Source organism: Actinacidiphila acididurans (assembly GCF_016918855.1).
GTDB classification, from domain to species: domain Bacteria; phylum Actinomycetota; class Actinomycetes; order Streptomycetales; family Streptomycetaceae; genus Actinacidiphila; species Actinacidiphila acididurans.
This window is the reverse complement of the sequence record NZ_JADKYB010000030.1, coordinates 1-13,940: the sequence shown is the minus strand read 5'-3', so window position 1 is coordinate 13,940 and position 13,940 is coordinate 1. Positions and strand designations below refer to the sequence as shown.

Annotated in this window: 22 protein-coding genes; all 22 read left to right on the top strand. The window is 70.8% G+C overall.

Annotated features, from left to right (window positions below; translation table 11 throughout):
• Positions 1-152: 152 nt before the first annotated feature.
• On the top strand, positions 153-440 hold the full coding sequence (locus ITX44_RS36405; protein ID WP_205363530.1) for a hypothetical protein: 288 nt from the start codon (positions 153-155) through the stop codon (positions 438-440).
• A 216-nt stretch (positions 441-656) separates the two neighbouring features.
• Positions 657-1,943: a helix-turn-helix domain-containing protein gene (locus ITX44_RS36400; RefSeq protein WP_205363529.1), complete on the top strand. Its 1,287-nt coding sequence runs from the start codon at positions 657-659 to the stop codon at positions 1,941-1,943.
• A gap of 148 nt (positions 1,944-2,091) precedes the next feature.
• Complete coding sequence (locus ITX44_RS36395; RefSeq protein ID WP_205363527.1) at positions 2,092-2,259, top strand: hypothetical protein; 168 nt, start codon at positions 2,092-2,094, stop codon at positions 2,257-2,259.
• A 212-nt stretch (positions 2,260-2,471) separates the two neighbouring features.
• Positions 2,472-2,765 carry a hypothetical protein gene (locus ITX44_RS36390; protein ID WP_205363525.1) on the top strand — a complete coding sequence of 98 codons (294 nt, stop codon included), beginning with the start codon at positions 2,472-2,474 and terminating at the stop codon, positions 2,763-2,765.
• On the top strand, positions 2,762-3,058 hold the full coding sequence (locus ITX44_RS36385; protein WP_307795651.1) for a hypothetical protein: 297 nt from the start codon (positions 2,762-2,764) through the stop codon (positions 3,056-3,058). The genes ITX44_RS36390 and ITX44_RS36385 overlap by 4 nt, the downstream gene beginning before the upstream one ends.
• Before the next feature lie 401 nt (positions 3,059-3,459).
• On the top strand, positions 3,460-3,720 hold the full coding sequence (locus ITX44_RS36380; protein WP_205363523.1) for a hypothetical protein: 261 nt from the start codon (positions 3,460-3,462) through the stop codon (positions 3,718-3,720).
• Between the two features lie 137 nt (positions 3,721-3,857).
• Positions 3,858-4,292, top strand: a complete 435-nt coding sequence (locus tag ITX44_RS36375; RefSeq protein WP_205363520.1) for a hypothetical protein — start codon at positions 3,858-3,860, stop codon at positions 4,290-4,292.
• A 184-nt stretch (positions 4,293-4,476) separates the two neighbouring features.
• On the top strand, positions 4,477-4,974 hold the full coding sequence (locus ITX44_RS36370; RefSeq protein WP_205363518.1) for a hypothetical protein: 498 nt from the start codon (positions 4,477-4,479) through the stop codon (positions 4,972-4,974).
• Between the two features lie 247 nt (positions 4,975-5,221).
• The gene (locus ITX44_RS36365) at positions 5,222-5,797 is read left to right on the top strand and encodes a hypothetical protein (RefSeq protein WP_205363516.1); all 576 of its coding nucleotides are present in this window, start codon (positions 5,222-5,224) and stop codon (positions 5,795-5,797) included.
• 19 nt (positions 5,798-5,816) lie between these two features.
• The gene (locus tag ITX44_RS36360; RefSeq protein ID WP_236062328.1) at positions 5,817-6,098 is read left to right on the top strand and encodes a hypothetical protein; all 282 of its coding nucleotides are present in this window, start codon (positions 5,817-5,819) and stop codon (positions 6,096-6,098) included.
• Between the two features lie 22 nt (positions 6,099-6,120).
• Positions 6,121-6,582, top strand: coding sequence for a hypothetical protein (locus tag ITX44_RS36355; RefSeq protein ID WP_205363514.1), 462 nt, complete (start codon positions 6,121-6,123; stop codon positions 6,580-6,582).
• A 124-nt stretch (positions 6,583-6,706) separates the two neighbouring features.
• Positions 6,707-7,390: a hypothetical protein gene (locus tag ITX44_RS36350; protein WP_205363512.1), complete on the top strand. Its 684-nt coding sequence runs from the start codon at positions 6,707-6,709 to the stop codon at positions 7,388-7,390.
• Positions 7,387-7,695, top strand: a complete 309-nt coding sequence (locus tag ITX44_RS36345; protein ID WP_205363510.1) for a hypothetical protein — start codon at positions 7,387-7,389, stop codon at positions 7,693-7,695. Before ITX44_RS36350 ends, ITX44_RS36345 begins: the two co-directional genes overlap by 4 nt.
• Positions 7,692-8,318 carry an ASCH domain-containing protein gene (locus tag ITX44_RS36340; protein WP_205363508.1) on the top strand — a complete coding sequence of 209 codons (627 nt, stop codon included), beginning with the start codon at positions 7,692-7,694 and terminating at the stop codon, positions 8,316-8,318. Before ITX44_RS36345 ends, ITX44_RS36340 begins: the two co-directional genes overlap by 4 nt.
• Positions 8,319-8,335: 17 nt before the next feature.
• The gene (locus ITX44_RS36335) at positions 8,336-9,172 is read left to right on the top strand and encodes a hypothetical protein (protein WP_205363506.1); all 837 of its coding nucleotides are present in this window, start codon (positions 8,336-8,338) and stop codon (positions 9,170-9,172) included.
• A complete protein-coding gene (locus ITX44_RS36330) occupies positions 9,169-10,095 on the top strand; it encodes a 3'-5' exonuclease (protein ID WP_205363504.1) in 927 nt (308 codons plus the stop codon). Before ITX44_RS36335 ends, ITX44_RS36330 begins: the two co-directional genes overlap by 4 nt.
• The gene (locus tag ITX44_RS36325) at positions 10,092-10,463 is read left to right on the top strand and encodes a hypothetical protein (RefSeq protein WP_205363502.1); all 372 of its coding nucleotides are present in this window, start codon (positions 10,092-10,094) and stop codon (positions 10,461-10,463) included. Before ITX44_RS36330 ends, ITX44_RS36325 begins: the two co-directional genes overlap by 4 nt.
• Entirely contained in the window at positions 10,460-11,332 is an 873-nt protein-coding gene (locus tag ITX44_RS36320) for a hypothetical protein (protein WP_205363500.1), read from the top strand. The genes ITX44_RS36325 and ITX44_RS36320 overlap by 4 nt, the downstream gene beginning before the upstream one ends.
• A 2-nt stretch (positions 11,333-11,334) precedes the next feature.
• Positions 11,335-11,973 (top strand): hypothetical protein, encoded by a 639-nt coding sequence (locus ITX44_RS36315; RefSeq protein WP_205363498.1) that lies wholly within the window; start codon positions 11,335-11,337, stop codon positions 11,971-11,973.
• A 2-nt stretch (positions 11,974-11,975) separates the two neighbouring features.
• Positions 11,976-12,707: a hypothetical protein gene (locus ITX44_RS36310; protein ID WP_205363496.1), complete on the top strand. Its 732-nt coding sequence runs from the start codon at positions 11,976-11,978 to the stop codon at positions 12,705-12,707.
• Positions 12,707-13,387, top strand: a complete 681-nt coding sequence (locus tag ITX44_RS36305) for a hypothetical protein (RefSeq protein WP_205363494.1) — start codon at positions 12,707-12,709, stop codon at positions 13,385-13,387. The genes ITX44_RS36310 and ITX44_RS36305 overlap by 1 nt, the downstream gene beginning before the upstream one ends.
• Positions 13,384-13,940 (top strand): hypothetical protein (locus ITX44_RS36300; RefSeq protein WP_205363493.1); only part of this gene is annotated, 557 nt, incomplete at its 3' end. The genes ITX44_RS36305 and ITX44_RS36300, both read left to right, overlap by 4 nt.

The window sequence follows — 13,940 nt, the reverse complement described above, 5'->3', positions numbered from 1 at the left end:
AGAACGGTCGACCGGTGTATCAGACCGGCCGACCGTCCGAAGGCCAGCGCTTCCCAGAGCGCCAACCCATGAACCCATCTCGCGGAAAGGTTCCCCGTGATCCTATGCGCTTTGGCGAGTCTCGGTAAAAGTCCCCGCGGGGGCAGCAACCGATGACCGAACAAGAACCACCCCTGCCGGTCTTCGTCACCTTCGAGACCGGCGCCCGGCTCCTGATCGACCTCGATATCGACCCGGAGGCCACTGCCACGGCAATCCGCTACGTGGCCCGCACCGCTGCCGACTGGCCGTTCGGCGACGGCCGGCCGCACCGATACGTCAAGGTCAGCAACGCCCGAACGATGGAAACCGGGGTCTTCCTGGACTACTTCCGGAAGCACCCTCGGTCTGGCCGAGGGCCGGACAAGCAGCAGCGGCGGAGGCGGGGCGAGGCGCCGTGACCGCGCCGTCCGGGGCTGCCAGAGTCGGGCCCATACGACGAAACGGCCGGTGGGGGTCCAGTCCCATCCGGCCGTCCGAAGTCCAGCGGGCTGCAACCCGCCGCGTGAAGAAGACCAGCCCGATCAAGGAAGGCCCTTCGTGACGAGGGTACCTGTAGTCCCGATCCGCCGAACAGACACCCACCGCGTGAGCACCCGCACGGCGGAGGCCGACCGATGAGCATCGAGCACATGGCGATGGTGTTCGCCGCTGACGGAATCGATGCCAAGGAGAGGCTCCTGCTGCTCGCCTACACGAATCGGTGCGACGATCACGGATTCTGCTGGCCTGGCGAGGAACGCCTCATCGCAGAGACCGGCATGTCCGCCAGCACGCTGAGGCGAGCGAAGAAGGAACTGACCGACATGGGCTTGGTGAAGTCCGTTCGGCGCCCGGACACGAGCAGCATGACCAGGATCAACCTGAAGCTGTTGGCCTCGATGAAGCGCCCGGACCGGCCCTACGACGACAACCTGATCGAGAAGTTCGGGTTCGCCGAAGACCGTGAGGAGACCGAGAAAGCAGCCCCTGACCTGCGGACAGTTCAAGATGACCTGACCGTCAGGTCATCTTGGCCTGGCGGTCAGGTCAAGATGACCCCAGGTCCAGGTCAGGATGACCTGGAAACCCTCAGTGAACCCTCAGTGGAACTATCAGTAGAACCGGAGGCGCCTTCGGCGCGCAGCGCCCGTGGCGTGCGAAGCACTTCGTCCTCAGGTAGTGGGGGCGCGCGTGCAGGCGGCTCCGCCGCGTCCAGCAAGACCCCACCCTCCCCTCAGCAGCGGGACGACGGGCCGGCGCCGGCGCCCCAGGCGAAGGTCGGGAAGGCGGGGAAGGGGCGACAGCGAGGGCACACCCGACAGGAGCTGGCGCAGGCCCGCGCGGTGTGCGACCTGTTCCCGCCGGAGCTCGGGGTGTCGCTGGTGCCGGTGCTCACCGACGCGATCCTCGGCGCGCTCACCGGAGACGTACCGGCAGCCGGCCGGACGGTGGAGCAGCTCGGCGCCCGGATCGAGCGGCGCTGGAACCTCCACGGATACGCCGCGAAGCACCACGCCGGGACCCTGGCGAGCCCGGTCGGCGCCGCGGTGGCGATGGTCCGGCCCCTGAAGCGGGGCGACCAGTACGGGTGCGCGAACCCACGCTGCGAGGAAGGCACAGACGTGGATACGGGCGAGCCGTGCACAGCGTGCCCCGAGCGCCTGGCGGACCGCAGGAGGGACCGCCGTCAGGCCGGGGAGCCTGACCACGCGCTCAGGAAGGCCGAGGAGCAGCCGGTGGAGAACGGCGGCCAGGAGACGCCGCCGGTGCCGCCCCAGAGGAGTGCGCCGCATCGGTGTAACCGCTGCCAAGTCGTGTTCGCCCGGACTGCCGATCCGAGCATCGTCACCTGCAACGAGTGCCTCGCGGAGGAGGAGTTCCTCCGGACCACGAAGGGCGTGGTCCACGCCACAACGGTGTAGTGCTTGTGTGTGTATTCGTTTACGGCTAGCGTGTGGCTACCAGGCGCCGGGCCGCCCCCTCCGGCAAAAGATGAGGCGGCCCGGCTGACACCCAAGCTCCTGGGTGCTTCTCCAGACACTCCACGATCAGGCACCCAGGAGCTTCAGCATGCGCAAGATCAGCCAATTCATTGGCCGGATCACCACAGACCCACGCGCCCAATTCACCGTTGTGCTGGCCACACTGATCCTGTCTCACGACCATGCACAGGCCGTTCAGGACTCGATCGCGGCTGGCGGCATCGTGGGCGTCCTCGCTCCCCGCAAGCGGCCGTGATCCGCCAACCGTCTGCTGCCGGGCGCCGGTTCGGCGTCCGGCAGTTCCGCAGGTCGCTCCCGTATTTCATGAGGCGGTGACTACGCACCGAGTCACGGGGTACTGTGCGCAGTTCCGCAGGTGAGGCAGGGTGTACGCCTTTCGAAAGGGGAGATGCGCGTAGGTTCGCTGCGTAGGATCTCCTCACGCAGTCCATACGATCGGAGGACCCTGTGAGCGCCCAGCCCGAGCAGCCCCAGGACCCCAGGGTCCGCGCCATCCCCCACACCATCAACGCCATCGGCGACACCCTGTCCGGCGCGGACCGCGCCCGGTTCTATGCTGAAGTCCTCAGCGCCGAGGCAGGCCAGCCGATCGACGCAGTAATGAACCGGTGGTGGATGAAAGCAATGGTCGACCTGGTGCCCGGCGCGGAACGCAGCCGCGCGAACGCCGACGCGGGCCGAAACCTGATCTCCATCGACGCCCTCGCCGACCGCCTCGGCGTCACCCTGGACGCCCGGTGACCCATCCCGGCCGGGGACGCGGCGGCTGGCCGGCCTTCATGGAGTACGAGGCCGCAGCAACCATGGAGGCCATGCCGCGGGAGTTACACACCGCGGTCGGGAACTTCATCAAAGCCCTGGCCCTGGAAGCCGGTGCTGCGATCGACGCGGGCAAGGAGCCGCCCGGGGGCCGCGTCGGCGAGAACGGCCGCCGCTACCTGGTTCAGATCCCGGGTGAGCCGGTCATCATCGAGTATGTCGTGGACCACAAGATCCGCGAGTTGCGCATACCCGTTCTCCTCTGGATCGGCTGACCCCGCCCCTGCCCGCGGCCGACGCCCGGCAGGTTCGGCGAACCGGCCCCGGGCAGCCGAACGTCCCACTACGGTGAGGCGTTCCGGAACGAGCCTGGGGGGTCAGGATGTCGAAGGTTCAGCGAGTTGTGTGCGCGGCGGCAGCGGTGGCGGCCATCGCGGTAGGGGTGGCCGCATGCGGTGGCGGTGGCGCGAAGGACACCGCCCGTACGGCTTCACCGTCCACCACGGCCGCGACCATGGCCGCCACGCAGACCGCCACCTCCCCCGCAGCGACAACAGCGCCGGCAGCCCCGGTGAAGCTGTCCACCACGTGGGGGCCCAAACTTCAGGCGCTCGGGGCCGGCAACCAATTCGGTTCGTGTACGGACTCGGCGAGCAGCCCGACCTGCGTCGCAGCCATGACGGACAGTCTGACCACGCTGACCGGCGTACTGCGCGGCATCGCCGCGGCCAATGCCACGAGCGAATACCAGCAGACGGTCACCGACATCAACGGCCTGGTGAAGGTCGCCACCGCCTACGAGACCGCCGGCTGCGCCACCGACCCGAGCGCGGACGCGAACGGGGCGTGCTTCAAGGACGCTATGGCGATCGAGGTCGGGGCGGCCCGCGTGAACCTGGACATGGCGATGGATGAGCACAGCGCGGGCGCGTCGTAGGATCGCCGGCCGCGCCCCCGCCGTGCCGCGCGCCTTCGACCGCACCGCCTGACCCGCCACCGGGCGCGGTGACGGTTCCGGCGACCGGTTTCGCCCAGACTCTGGACGCCCCGGCCGCCCGGGAGAAGGGTGACGCCATGGACGACAAAAACGACGACAAGTACAACCTCCCCCCGGCCGGCCGCGCAGACCTGGTGAAGATGTACGTGGAGTCCCTGCGGGCCCGGATGGAACCCGAGCACTTCGATCTGCTTCTGCAGGCCCTGCACGGCTTCAACGAGGCCATGGAGAACGGCGGCGAGGGATCGTTCGACCTCGACACCGACGCTGAAGCCCTCCCCGAGGAGGTGACCCGCGAACTCGCGGACGTGGTCACCATGGTGGGTACCGGAAGCATGGACCACCGGATCGTGGAGATGCCGGGCCCCAACGGCGAAAAGGGCTGGGCGGTGGTCTCCGCCGAGGTCGCCGACGACCCGGATGGGCTGCGGCAGCTGCAGGAGAAGCTGCACCGGACCCTGAAAGAGCGCCTTCCCCCAAAGGAGCCGGGCCCCACGGACACCGCCGGGTGACCCGGGGCCAGCCAGATTCGCGCGCTCGGAGGGGGCAGCGACGCCCCTGAAAGTTATGCCAGGGCATAACTTTTGGGGGTCCACAGCCCCCTTTCTGAGCCGGCTACGGCCACCGCCGGGTGACCCGGTGCGGGTTCCGGCCGATCCGTCACACCCGCCCGGTATACCTGGGACAGTGGAACCCATGACCACCCCCTCGGAGCCGACCCCCGCCGAAGTGCGGGCACTCGGCGACCAGGCCGGCGCACTCGCGGACCGCATCACCGCCCTGTACGAGAAGCTGGGCGCCGTGGCCGACCCGGAGGTCCGGCGCATCCGGTTCCGCCTCGCGGACGCCTCCGGCTACGTGCACGGGGCCGCCACAGACCTCGAGGAGACCGCACGGGATCTCGTCCGCGTACGCACCGCCCGGGACCCCCGCCTGTGCGGCGTGCCGTGGGGCGTGTGCCCCGAGCACGGCAACACCCTGCGCAGCTCCGCCGGGGAGACCTGGTGCATGGTGGAACGCTGCGGCCGGCGCTGGACGTACGACCGGCTCGGCCTGCCCTGCACCGAGCCCATCACCCATCGCGTCACCGACACGGCGGGCGCGGGCTTCGACGCGTGCAACGGGCACGCCCTCGACGCCGAGCAGCGCCTCGAAGGCGGCACGGTCACCAGGATTGCCCCGATCAGCGGCTGACGGATCCTCGGCCGCGGCCAGCCTCTCCCCTGCTCGGGAGGTCCGTGGCTAGACTGCCGTCTACGGCCGCTGCTGTGGCCGGGCACCTTCCCCGAACGCTCCTACCGCTTGAAGCGGTGGGGGCGTTCGTCGTTTCCGGGGGTCGTGCCGGCCGGCGCCTGTCCGCCTCTCCCGAAAACGATTGCGCGTGTATTCATTTATACGGTAGGGTGGGGACCACACCACACGAACACCCCACGGGGGCACCATGTCCACGCCCGCCCACACGGCCGCCGCACTCATCCGCCACTACGCCTACGACACCGACCCGGACAAGCGAACCTCCATGGCGGACTCCCGCATCGCCCTGCTCATCGCGAGCGGCGTCGACATGGACGACATCGACCCGTCGATGGGCCGCGACTACTCCCGCAGTCACTACGAGGCCTGCCGCCGGGACTGGATCTTCCAGGTCAAGATGCACGGCTTCTCGGACTTCTACGGCGGCGGCGACCTCCTCGCTCACGTCATCGCCTACTGGGCGGAATCACGCCCCAGCTTCCTCGCCGAGGATGACCCGACCGCCTGGCTCGCCGAAGCCGAGAAAGCCCACCGCGCCTACTGGGAACAAGACGGGCACTCCTGCAGCAACCCCCACTGCGACTTCCACCCCAGCGCCGATCACGCCGAACTGCTGCGTTTCCTCGCCGAGGAAGACGACCCCGAGACCACCACCTCGGGCCCGGGCGTCCAGGACTCGCTGTTCGACGACCTCCCCCAGCCGAACGTCACCGTCCCCCGGGCGCGCCGTCGGCCCATCAACGACCTGCACCTCCCCGCCTGAACCACAAGGAGCTGACCCCGTGCCGAACATCGAACGCCTCCAGCGGAGCAACAGCGCCGCGCCGGCCGGGACGGTCGTCTGGGTCCTCTCCTCTGGTGAAGACCACGAAGGCGGCACCGTCCTCGGCGTCTTCGCCTCGAAGGACGTTGCGAAGGGCCCGTTCGCCGAGGCCGCCCGGTCGATCCCCTTCGACATCGACGGGGCGTGGCAGGACGAGGACGGGGCCGTACACGCGCGCGGCGGCTGCGACTGGGTCTCCCTCGAACCGCACCCCCTGATCACCGCACCGCAGCTCAACTGACCGCCAACCCGAACGGAACCCCGTGGACTTCCGCGACGCCACCCGCATCGCCACCGCCGAACTCACCCCGCAACCCTGGGACTACACCGACAGCACCGGCACGACGCTCACCGTCATCCCCGCCGGCCTCCGCGAAGGCCCGGGCCGCGCCGAGGTGATGATCCGCGCGACCAAGAGCCACGCCAACGCCACGGAGATCGGCATCACCACCACCGACCTGCCCGCCCTGCTCGACGCCCTGGAGCAGCCCGTCACCCGGCCATGGCAGCACGTGCCGCACTGGCCGGACGGAACCGCGCAGAGGTGGGTGCTCGACGGCCTCACCCTCACCCCCGACGGTGACGGTTTCCTGGTCGGCGTCCAGGAGGACTTCGGCGACGGTGACATGCGCTGCGCGGACGTGCGTGTACCGGAGGCGCAGCGTCTCCCCCTCGCCTCGGCCCTGCGCCGCGCCTACGACGTCGCCCGCGGCTGGGAGAACTGACCTCCACCGCCTGACCCGCTGACTGGCTGGCCCGTGGGGACGGGACCCGGCCGCTCCCCCGCCCGAACCCCCCTCGGGCGGGGGAGCACCCACACCGCCGCCGCATACGAACGGAGCCTCGCCTGTGCCCGAGGAGAACACCACCTGCACCCTGTGCGGTCACCACGCCGACCAGCACAATCTGAACGCCGACGGCTACCGGCCCTGCCGCAGTGCCGGTCACCCCGACGGCTTGAACTGCCGCGAGTGCATCCGCCTCACCTCCGGCGACCACCTCGAGCAGCTCATTGCGCTGAGGAACAGCGACGACCCCGCGTTCACCGCCGCCTGGTCCGCATTCACCGTCACCCGGGACCACGCCCGGCACGAGATCGGCGACGGCTGGCAGGCGTTCTACACCGACGTCCACCAGTCCGCGCTCGCCTCCGCGATCCTTACCTACCGCGCCCAGCAGGAGGAGGAAACGCAGGCGCTGCGGGACCGGGTCGCCGAGCTGGAGGCGGCGGTCTGCCGCTGCTTCTCGGCGGAGATGCACGACCCGGCCTGCTCCCAGTCCCGGATCGTGGTGGACGGCGTCGAGTACAGCGCCGCGCACTGGTACGCGGACCGTGACGGCGGCCTGTGGCTGCCGTACTCCACCGACGACCGCGGCCTGTGGCTGCTCGCCGACGGCGACAGGCACAACGAGGCCGTGATGCTCTCCGAGGTGATCTCCGAGTACGGGCCGCTGACCCGCACCGAGCACACCACGGACCTGTCGATCGACGAGATCCACGGCCGGATCCCCAAGGGCGGTGAGCCCTGGTGACCGCCGCACTCCCCGTGCCTGTGCCCGTACAGGTCACTCGCTACAAGTGCCCGTTCTGCACCCGCTCCCGGTCCCGTAAGCAGGCCATCGAGCAGCACATCGCCCGCTGCTGGCACAACCCAGAGGTGCGCGCCTGCAAGACCTGCACCCACTACGAACCGCCGGAGCCCGGCCCCTACCCGGAGCACCCCGGCTGGCCCGAGTCCTGTGGCGCCGCCGACGGCCCTGACCGCCTCGACACGATCTGCACCGGCTGCCCGCTGTGGCAGGCCCCCACCAGCAAGGAGGAGGTGACCGGCCGGTGACCACCACCACGCACTACGGGCCACACCCCGCCGGGCACGGCGACACCGAGCACAAAGGCCCGCTGGAGGAGTGCACGGCCCCGGACTGCGTCGAGCAGGCGAACGCCGAACGCGCACGCCAGTCCGGCATCCGCGCCCTGACCGTGAAGCAGCCGTTCGCGTTCGCCATCGCCGAAGGCTTCAAGCCCATCGAGAACCGCACCCGCCGCACCAACCACCGGGGCGAGATCTACCTGCACACCAGCAAGGCGCCCCAGCGGGGCGTGCACATCGTCCGGTACTCCCGGGACGCCGCAATCCGCCTCGACGAGCTCGGCGGCTCCGGGAACTTCTGGAACGCCCTCCATGCCGTGCCGAGCCGGTTCTACACGCCGGCCCCGACGCTGGCGTGGCGCGCCGTCATCGCCACCGCCCGCATCACCGGCTGCCACCGCGCCGGCGACGGCTGCACCCCGGCCTGCGCGGCGTGGGGCGAGCCGGACCGGTGGCACTGGGAGATCGCCGACGCCCGGCCCCTCACCACCCCCATCGGCATCAACGGCAACCTCGGCCTGTGGATCCCCCCGTGGGGGCTCATTGAGGCCGTACGCGCCCAGATCGACACCACCACCGCCCAGTCCTGAACGGAGCACCCCGTACCATGGCCACCGTCCCGTCCCCGCGCCGCAGAGCGCCCTTCCGCCTGTTCGGCTGGCGCCGCACCGATGTGCTGCCCGCCCTCCAGGCCGCCGCCGCGTCCGGCCGCCCTGTCGACATCATCAAAGGCGGCATCATCCCCTCGTACGCCAAGCCCCGCGGCACCGCCCCCGCGGTCTCCTCCCCCGGGCAGGCCGCTCCGCACGTCCGACCCGTCCCCGCACCCACCACCATTGCGGAGCCGGCCCCGGATCCGGACCCGTTCGACATCAGCGACCCGGACGAGGACACCCCGCCCCGCCCCGTCCACATCACCCCCGGCACCTACACCATCACCTACACCCGCCTCGGGCGCCGCGGACGCCGCGGCACACCCCTCCCCGCTCCGTTCACCGTCACCGCCCACACCACCCCCGACCTGACCGACGCCATCGCCGCCCACGCCCGCCCCCACGCGACCGCCGAAGGACGGCCCCTGCACGTCGTGATCGACACCGACCCCAAGATCGAGGGCGGGCAGATCCTGGCCGGCGACCGCGTCGTCGGCGCCTTCGACTTCACCTTCACCCCGGCCTCCGACGCCCCCGACGCCTCCGACACCTCCGACGCGAAGGTGCCGTCCCTGGCCCCGGAGGCGACAGCACCGTTCCTGCTGTACCCGTACAACCTGCCGGACGTACACGACCTCACCGCCGCCCAACGGGACGGCGAAGCCTGCATCTACTGCCCCGGCGACATCACCCCCACCCCCGGGGACAGCATGCGCTTCGTCGGCCGGCTCCGCGGCGTCCTGGTCCGTGCACACCGCGACTGCGCCGAACAGCACCGGATCACCGAATGACCGGCACTGCCAGCGCGCTGCCCATCGCGGCGACCGGCGTGGAGACCACCGGAACCAACCCCACGTACCACATGGCGTGGGAGGTCGGCGTGATCCGCCGCGACCTTGATGGCACGGAGACCCGCCACCTGTGGCAGATCCGCCCCACCTCGGTGGACCTGATGAACGCCGACGACGAGGCCCTGGACATCTCCCGGTTCCGGGACCGCATGGTCGTCCCCCACGACGAAGACGCCCTCGACATGACACCCACCCTCACCGGCGGCCAGCCGATCCCCCTCAGCTACGTGGACGCCGCCTGGCAGATCCACGACACCCTGCAGCGCACCGTGATGGTCGGCTCCAACCCGCACTTCGACGCCTCCTTCCTCCACCACCTGTTCCGCGCAGGGAAGGACCCGTGGCACTACCGCCCCGTGTGCGCCGTCACCCTCGCCGCCGCCCGACTCCGCGCGCAGGGCGCCATGTGGCAGATGCCGTTCTCCACCGACGACGTGGCCAACACCATCGGCGTCCCCAGGCCCGGCCCCGACAAGGCCCACACCGCCCTCGGCGACGCCGAATGGGCCCTGGCCCTGTACGACGCGGCGACCGCCTACCCGCCCGCCCTGCGGCGCTGCCTGTTCCCCGGCTGCCTGCACGAGTTCGACGTCATCGCCCACATGTCCGGCTGGCCCCCGGCCACATCCGCCTGGTCCGGAAAGGGCTGGGTGCAGATGCGGCCCACGATCCTCACCGGCTACGCCTGCCCTGACCACGCCCAGGCCATCCGCGACCACCGCATCACCTGGCAGCACCCCGCCGACGGCACTCTGGCCCTGGCCTGCTCCTGCGGCTGGGCCAGCCCCACCGCCCGCTGGCGCGGCGTCCCCGAAGCCGCCTGGCAGGAACACCTCCTCCTCATGGTCGGAGCCTCCGAGTGAGCGTCCTGCGCTGGCTTGCCTCCGGCGAAGCCGCCCTCCTCGCCTGGGCGGTCGCCGCCGGGTACCTGCTCGGCCGTGTACGGCCCGGGCAGCGCCTCCTCGCGTGGGCTGAGGACCGCGACCTCGGCCCGCACGGGCCGGCCTGGTGGGCCGCCCAGGCCGTCGGCCTGGCCGCGGTCGCGTGGATGCTCACCGTCCACCCGCGCCGCTCGATGGCGAACCGCCGCTCCTGGCAGGAAGCCCGCAACGTGCAACGCTCCCCCGCCGTCCGCATGCCCGCGCCCCGCCTCGACCCGAACTGGGCCGCCAACCGCCGCGCCACCGACCCGAACCCCACCACCGACGACGGAGAGGACCGCCCGGCATGACCACCACCGTCACCGAACCCGAGGCGTCCGGGAAGGGCCCGACCAAGCAGCTCGAGGAACTGCTGCACGCGCACTTCATCAAGCCCGACGACCAGACCTCCGTCGCCGGGGCCGGAGCGATCTACCTGACCGAGGTCACCGCCCCCGGCAGCAACCGGCGCGCCGACGTCGTCCACATCGGCCTGTGGCAGTCCCGCGGCGCCGGCCGCATCGACGTGTGCGAACTGAAGACCTCGAGGTCGGACTTCCTCCGCGAACTGAACGACCCGGCGAAGGCCGAAGCCTGGTGGCCGTACTCCACGGCGTTCTGGCTCGTCGTCCCCCACCTGTCCATCGCCGGACCCGACGACCTCCCGGCCGGCTGGGGCCTCATGGTGCCCTCCGGCCGCGGCCGCCGCTTCAAGACGGTGGTGAAGCCGGCCGAGCGGGAGCCCCGCATCGACATCCCTCTGCTCGTCACCTTGCTGAAGAACACCGAGACGGTGCGCACCAACTCCCTGGGTAAGGTCCGCACCGACCTCGTCAACCAGGCGTACCGGCGCGAGCAGGAACTGCGCCGTGAACTCAACGCCCACGCCGTGAACCCCCGAACCGTGAAGCGCCTGGAACTCCTCGACCTCCTGGAGGAGGCCCTGGGCGAGCGCCTCGACACCGAGACCTGGCACGACCGGCTCAGTGCTCCCGACGCCGCCAGCGCCCTCCGCGCCTTCGTCCTCGGCCAGAAAGCCCTGACCGAGTCCCGCAAGGAGATGGAACGCCGCGCCCGCGAGTTCGACCGCATCCGGGAATCCGCCACCCGCGCGGCCGCCGACCTCCGCGCCGCCCTGGCCCTGCCCGCTGCCGACCAGTTGCCCGCCAAGGAGGCGTGACCATGCCCGACACCACCGACACCATTCCGCAGGTCGACGAGACGCTGGATCACCAGAAGAAGGAAGCCCGGCGGAAGCAGGCCCGTACGGCGATCGAGACCGCGTTGCGCGACACCTGGGACGAGTGGGGGCCCCGCGACGCCTCTGGCCCGAACTTCCCGCTGGCCGCCCTCAACGCCGTAGACGGGCTCGGCGACCTGGCCGCAGAGATCCTCGTGGATGGCACGATGCTGCGTTCCCTCACGATCAGGGACGGCGTCGCCACGATGGACCTGGAGCCCGCCACCGAGATGATCAAAATCATGGTGGCTGGGATGCGCGGCATCCTCGACGGCTACGACGCCAAGAACTACGTCGAGATGGAACTGAAGGCCCGCCCCTCCGTGTCCTTCGACCTCCGCGGCAGCGACGCTCCCTGGGACTCCTACGCCGTAACCATCCAACGCCGGAACGGGATCACGCCGCACGGCGCCCGCATGAAGGCCGAGGCCGAACGGGACAGCGTCCTGCGGGTCGTCGGCCAGTGGGCGTACGACCACGCCAACACCTCGTCCGTGGACGTGTGCGCGCTGCTCCAGCTCCTCACCGAGGCCGGCCACACGGTGCCGGGCGCGCCCGCCGACGCCACCGAGGAGGCGTGAGCGTGGACCGCGACCGTACACGCCGCTACCTCGTCACCGTCGGACCCGAACTCCTCCCGGGCGAGCCGCAAGACGCCCACCTGGCCGTCCTGTCCTGGAACGACCGCGCCGAGGCGTGGATCCACGGCCAGGCCATCTGCGGCCGCTCCGTACCCCAGGGCGAACTCGACGCCGGCGCCACCGTCACCTGCCGGGACTGCCTGGCCCGTAAGGCGGAGTACGAGCGGATCCTGACGGGCCAGGCGAAACCCACGACTGTGGACCGGCTCCGTGCCGAGCTGCGTACGGCGACCCGGCACGCACACGAGGCCGACGCCGACCGCGCGGACGCCCAGGCCGCCCTCCTCCAGGCACAGGCAGCGACCCTGCGGGCGCAGGCCAGCGAGAACCGCGTCCGCGCCCAGTCCGTCAACGCCCACGCCCAGGTCGACGCCGTACGCCGCCTGTGCGACCTCACCATCAGCGCGTCCGTGCGCGCCCAGGCCATCGACCAGGCCCGCGACACCCTCGCCGCGATCGATGCGATCAGCGACCGCCGCCTGTGGCCCGGCGACGACGCCTGGGGCACCGTCTGGCTCCACGGCAACTGGCGCTACCTCACCTCGAAGATGGAAACGGCCGCCCGGGAGCACGCTGCCGACGCTGTGGCCCGCTGGAACCGTGAACTCCGTGCCCAGGACGGCGACCCCGAACCGGTCGAGCCCGAGGGCCTGCGCTGGTGGAGGGAGCCCTGATGCTCCGCGCGATCCGGTCCTACGAGCAGTGGACGTCCGACCAGCCCGACACCGAGCAGGCGCTCACCACGGCCCTCACCCCGGGGATGCTCGTCATCTGGGGCAAGGCGGCCTTCCGCGTCGTGAGCCTGGAAGACCTGAACCGGGGGAACTGGCGGGACGAGGACGAACAGGCATGGGAGGAAGCCGGCCGCCCCGACATCCCCACCTGGACGGCCCGGCCGATGTGGCTGTCCGTCCAGTACGACAACAAGACCGAGACCGGCACCCGCGGCGGCATCGTCCCCGCCGACGCGGGCTGGGTGATCCTGCCCGAGCACTACTCCGTGTGCCGCCAGTGCGGGGAACTCCCCCCATGCGCGGAAGTGTTCGCGGACCGCGTGATGGCCGTCGAGGCACAGCGCATCGAGTTCGAGATGCGCCTCACCCACGGCATGTGCCACGGCTGCGGCCACATCGTCACCCCACGCGAACACAGCATCCTGTTCAGCGGCGACAACCTGATCCGCCCCGACCTCGGCTCGAACACCGCGGTGTTCCACACCCGCCGGCACTGCCTGCCGATCGTCCTGGCCTACCAGGACCGGTGGCTGGCCGTCGACCCGTCCAGGAAGCCCCGCATCACCTCCGACGGGTCAAGCTGGCGGCCGGCCGGACCGTGGGAAGGGGGGCACCGGTGAGCGCCCTGCACCTCGCCGAGGTCCACCAGGCCCCGCCCGGGCCGAAGCGGAAACGCAAGGACGGCGACGGTGGCGGAAGCCGCGGCGACCGCTTCTACCAGGACGCCCAGCGGATCTACGCCGACGGCCGAGCCGACGCCGACACGCGGGCGCTGCTGCTCGCCTTCGCCTACGCAGTCGTCACCGCTCCCCCGGACGACGCGGTAGCGCAGTGGACGCTGATCCGGCAGGCTCTCGGCAAGACCCGTACCTACGGGGAACGCCTGGATAAGCTGATCAGGAACGACGCCCCGCGGTACGTGCCGCCGGACGCCCAGCCCCGTAGCTACGACAACCTGCTGCAGGTCTGTGCCGCGCCGCGCACCCGCCCGTACCGCAGCCGTCCGTGGACCGGCGCGACCGCAGCGCAGCTCGCCGATCAGGCCAGGCGGGACGAGGAAGACTTTCGGAACACCAAGGGCATCTGCGGCGACACGGCGTCCGAGTACGTGGTGGAGAAGCTGCCTGACACGGGCTGGCACAAGCTCCACTACTTCTGCCCCCGCCACCAGGA

Bases quoted from the DNA above. Each gene is read 5' to 3' on its own strand.
- ITX44_RS36400 (WP_205363529.1), top strand. From the start codon at position 657: ATGAGCATCGAGCACATGGCGATGGTGTTCGCCGCTGACGGAATCGAT.
- ITX44_RS36330 (WP_205363504.1), top strand. From the start codon at position 9,169: ATGACCGGCACTGCCAGCGCGCTGCCCATCGCGGCGACCGGCGTGGAG.
- ITX44_RS36375 (WP_205363520.1), top strand. From the start codon at position 3,858: ATGGACGACAAAAACGACGACAAGTACAACCTCCCCCCGGCCGGCCGC.
- ITX44_RS36335 (WP_205363506.1), top strand. From the start codon at position 8,336: ATGGCCACCGTCCCGTCCCCGCGCCGCAGAGCGCCCTTCCGCCTGTTC.
- ITX44_RS36395 (WP_205363527.1), top strand. From the start codon at position 2,092: ATGCGCAAGATCAGCCAATTCATTGGCCGGATCACCACAGACCCACGC.
- ITX44_RS36315 (WP_205363498.1), top strand. From the start codon at position 11,335: ATGCCCGACACCACCGACACCATTCCGCAGGTCGACGAGACGCTGGAT.
- ITX44_RS36365 (WP_205363516.1), top strand. From the start codon at position 5,222: ATGTCCACGCCCGCCCACACGGCCGCCGCACTCATCCGCCACTACGCC.
- ITX44_RS36320 (WP_205363500.1), top strand. From the start codon at position 10,460: ATGACCACCACCGTCACCGAACCCGAGGCGTCCGGGAAGGGCCCGACC.
- ITX44_RS36305 (WP_205363494.1), top strand. From the start codon at position 12,707: ATGCTCCGCGCGATCCGGTCCTACGAGCAGTGGACGTCCGACCAGCCC.
- ITX44_RS36405 (WP_205363530.1), top strand. From the start codon at position 153: ATGACCGAACAAGAACCACCCCTGCCGGTCTTCGTCACCTTCGAGACC.
- ITX44_RS36380 (WP_205363523.1), top strand. From the start codon at position 3,460: ATGACGGACAGTCTGACCACGCTGACCGGCGTACTGCGCGGCATCGCC.
- ITX44_RS36370 (WP_205363518.1), top strand. From the start codon at position 4,477: ATGACCACCCCCTCGGAGCCGACCCCCGCCGAAGTGCGGGCACTCGGC.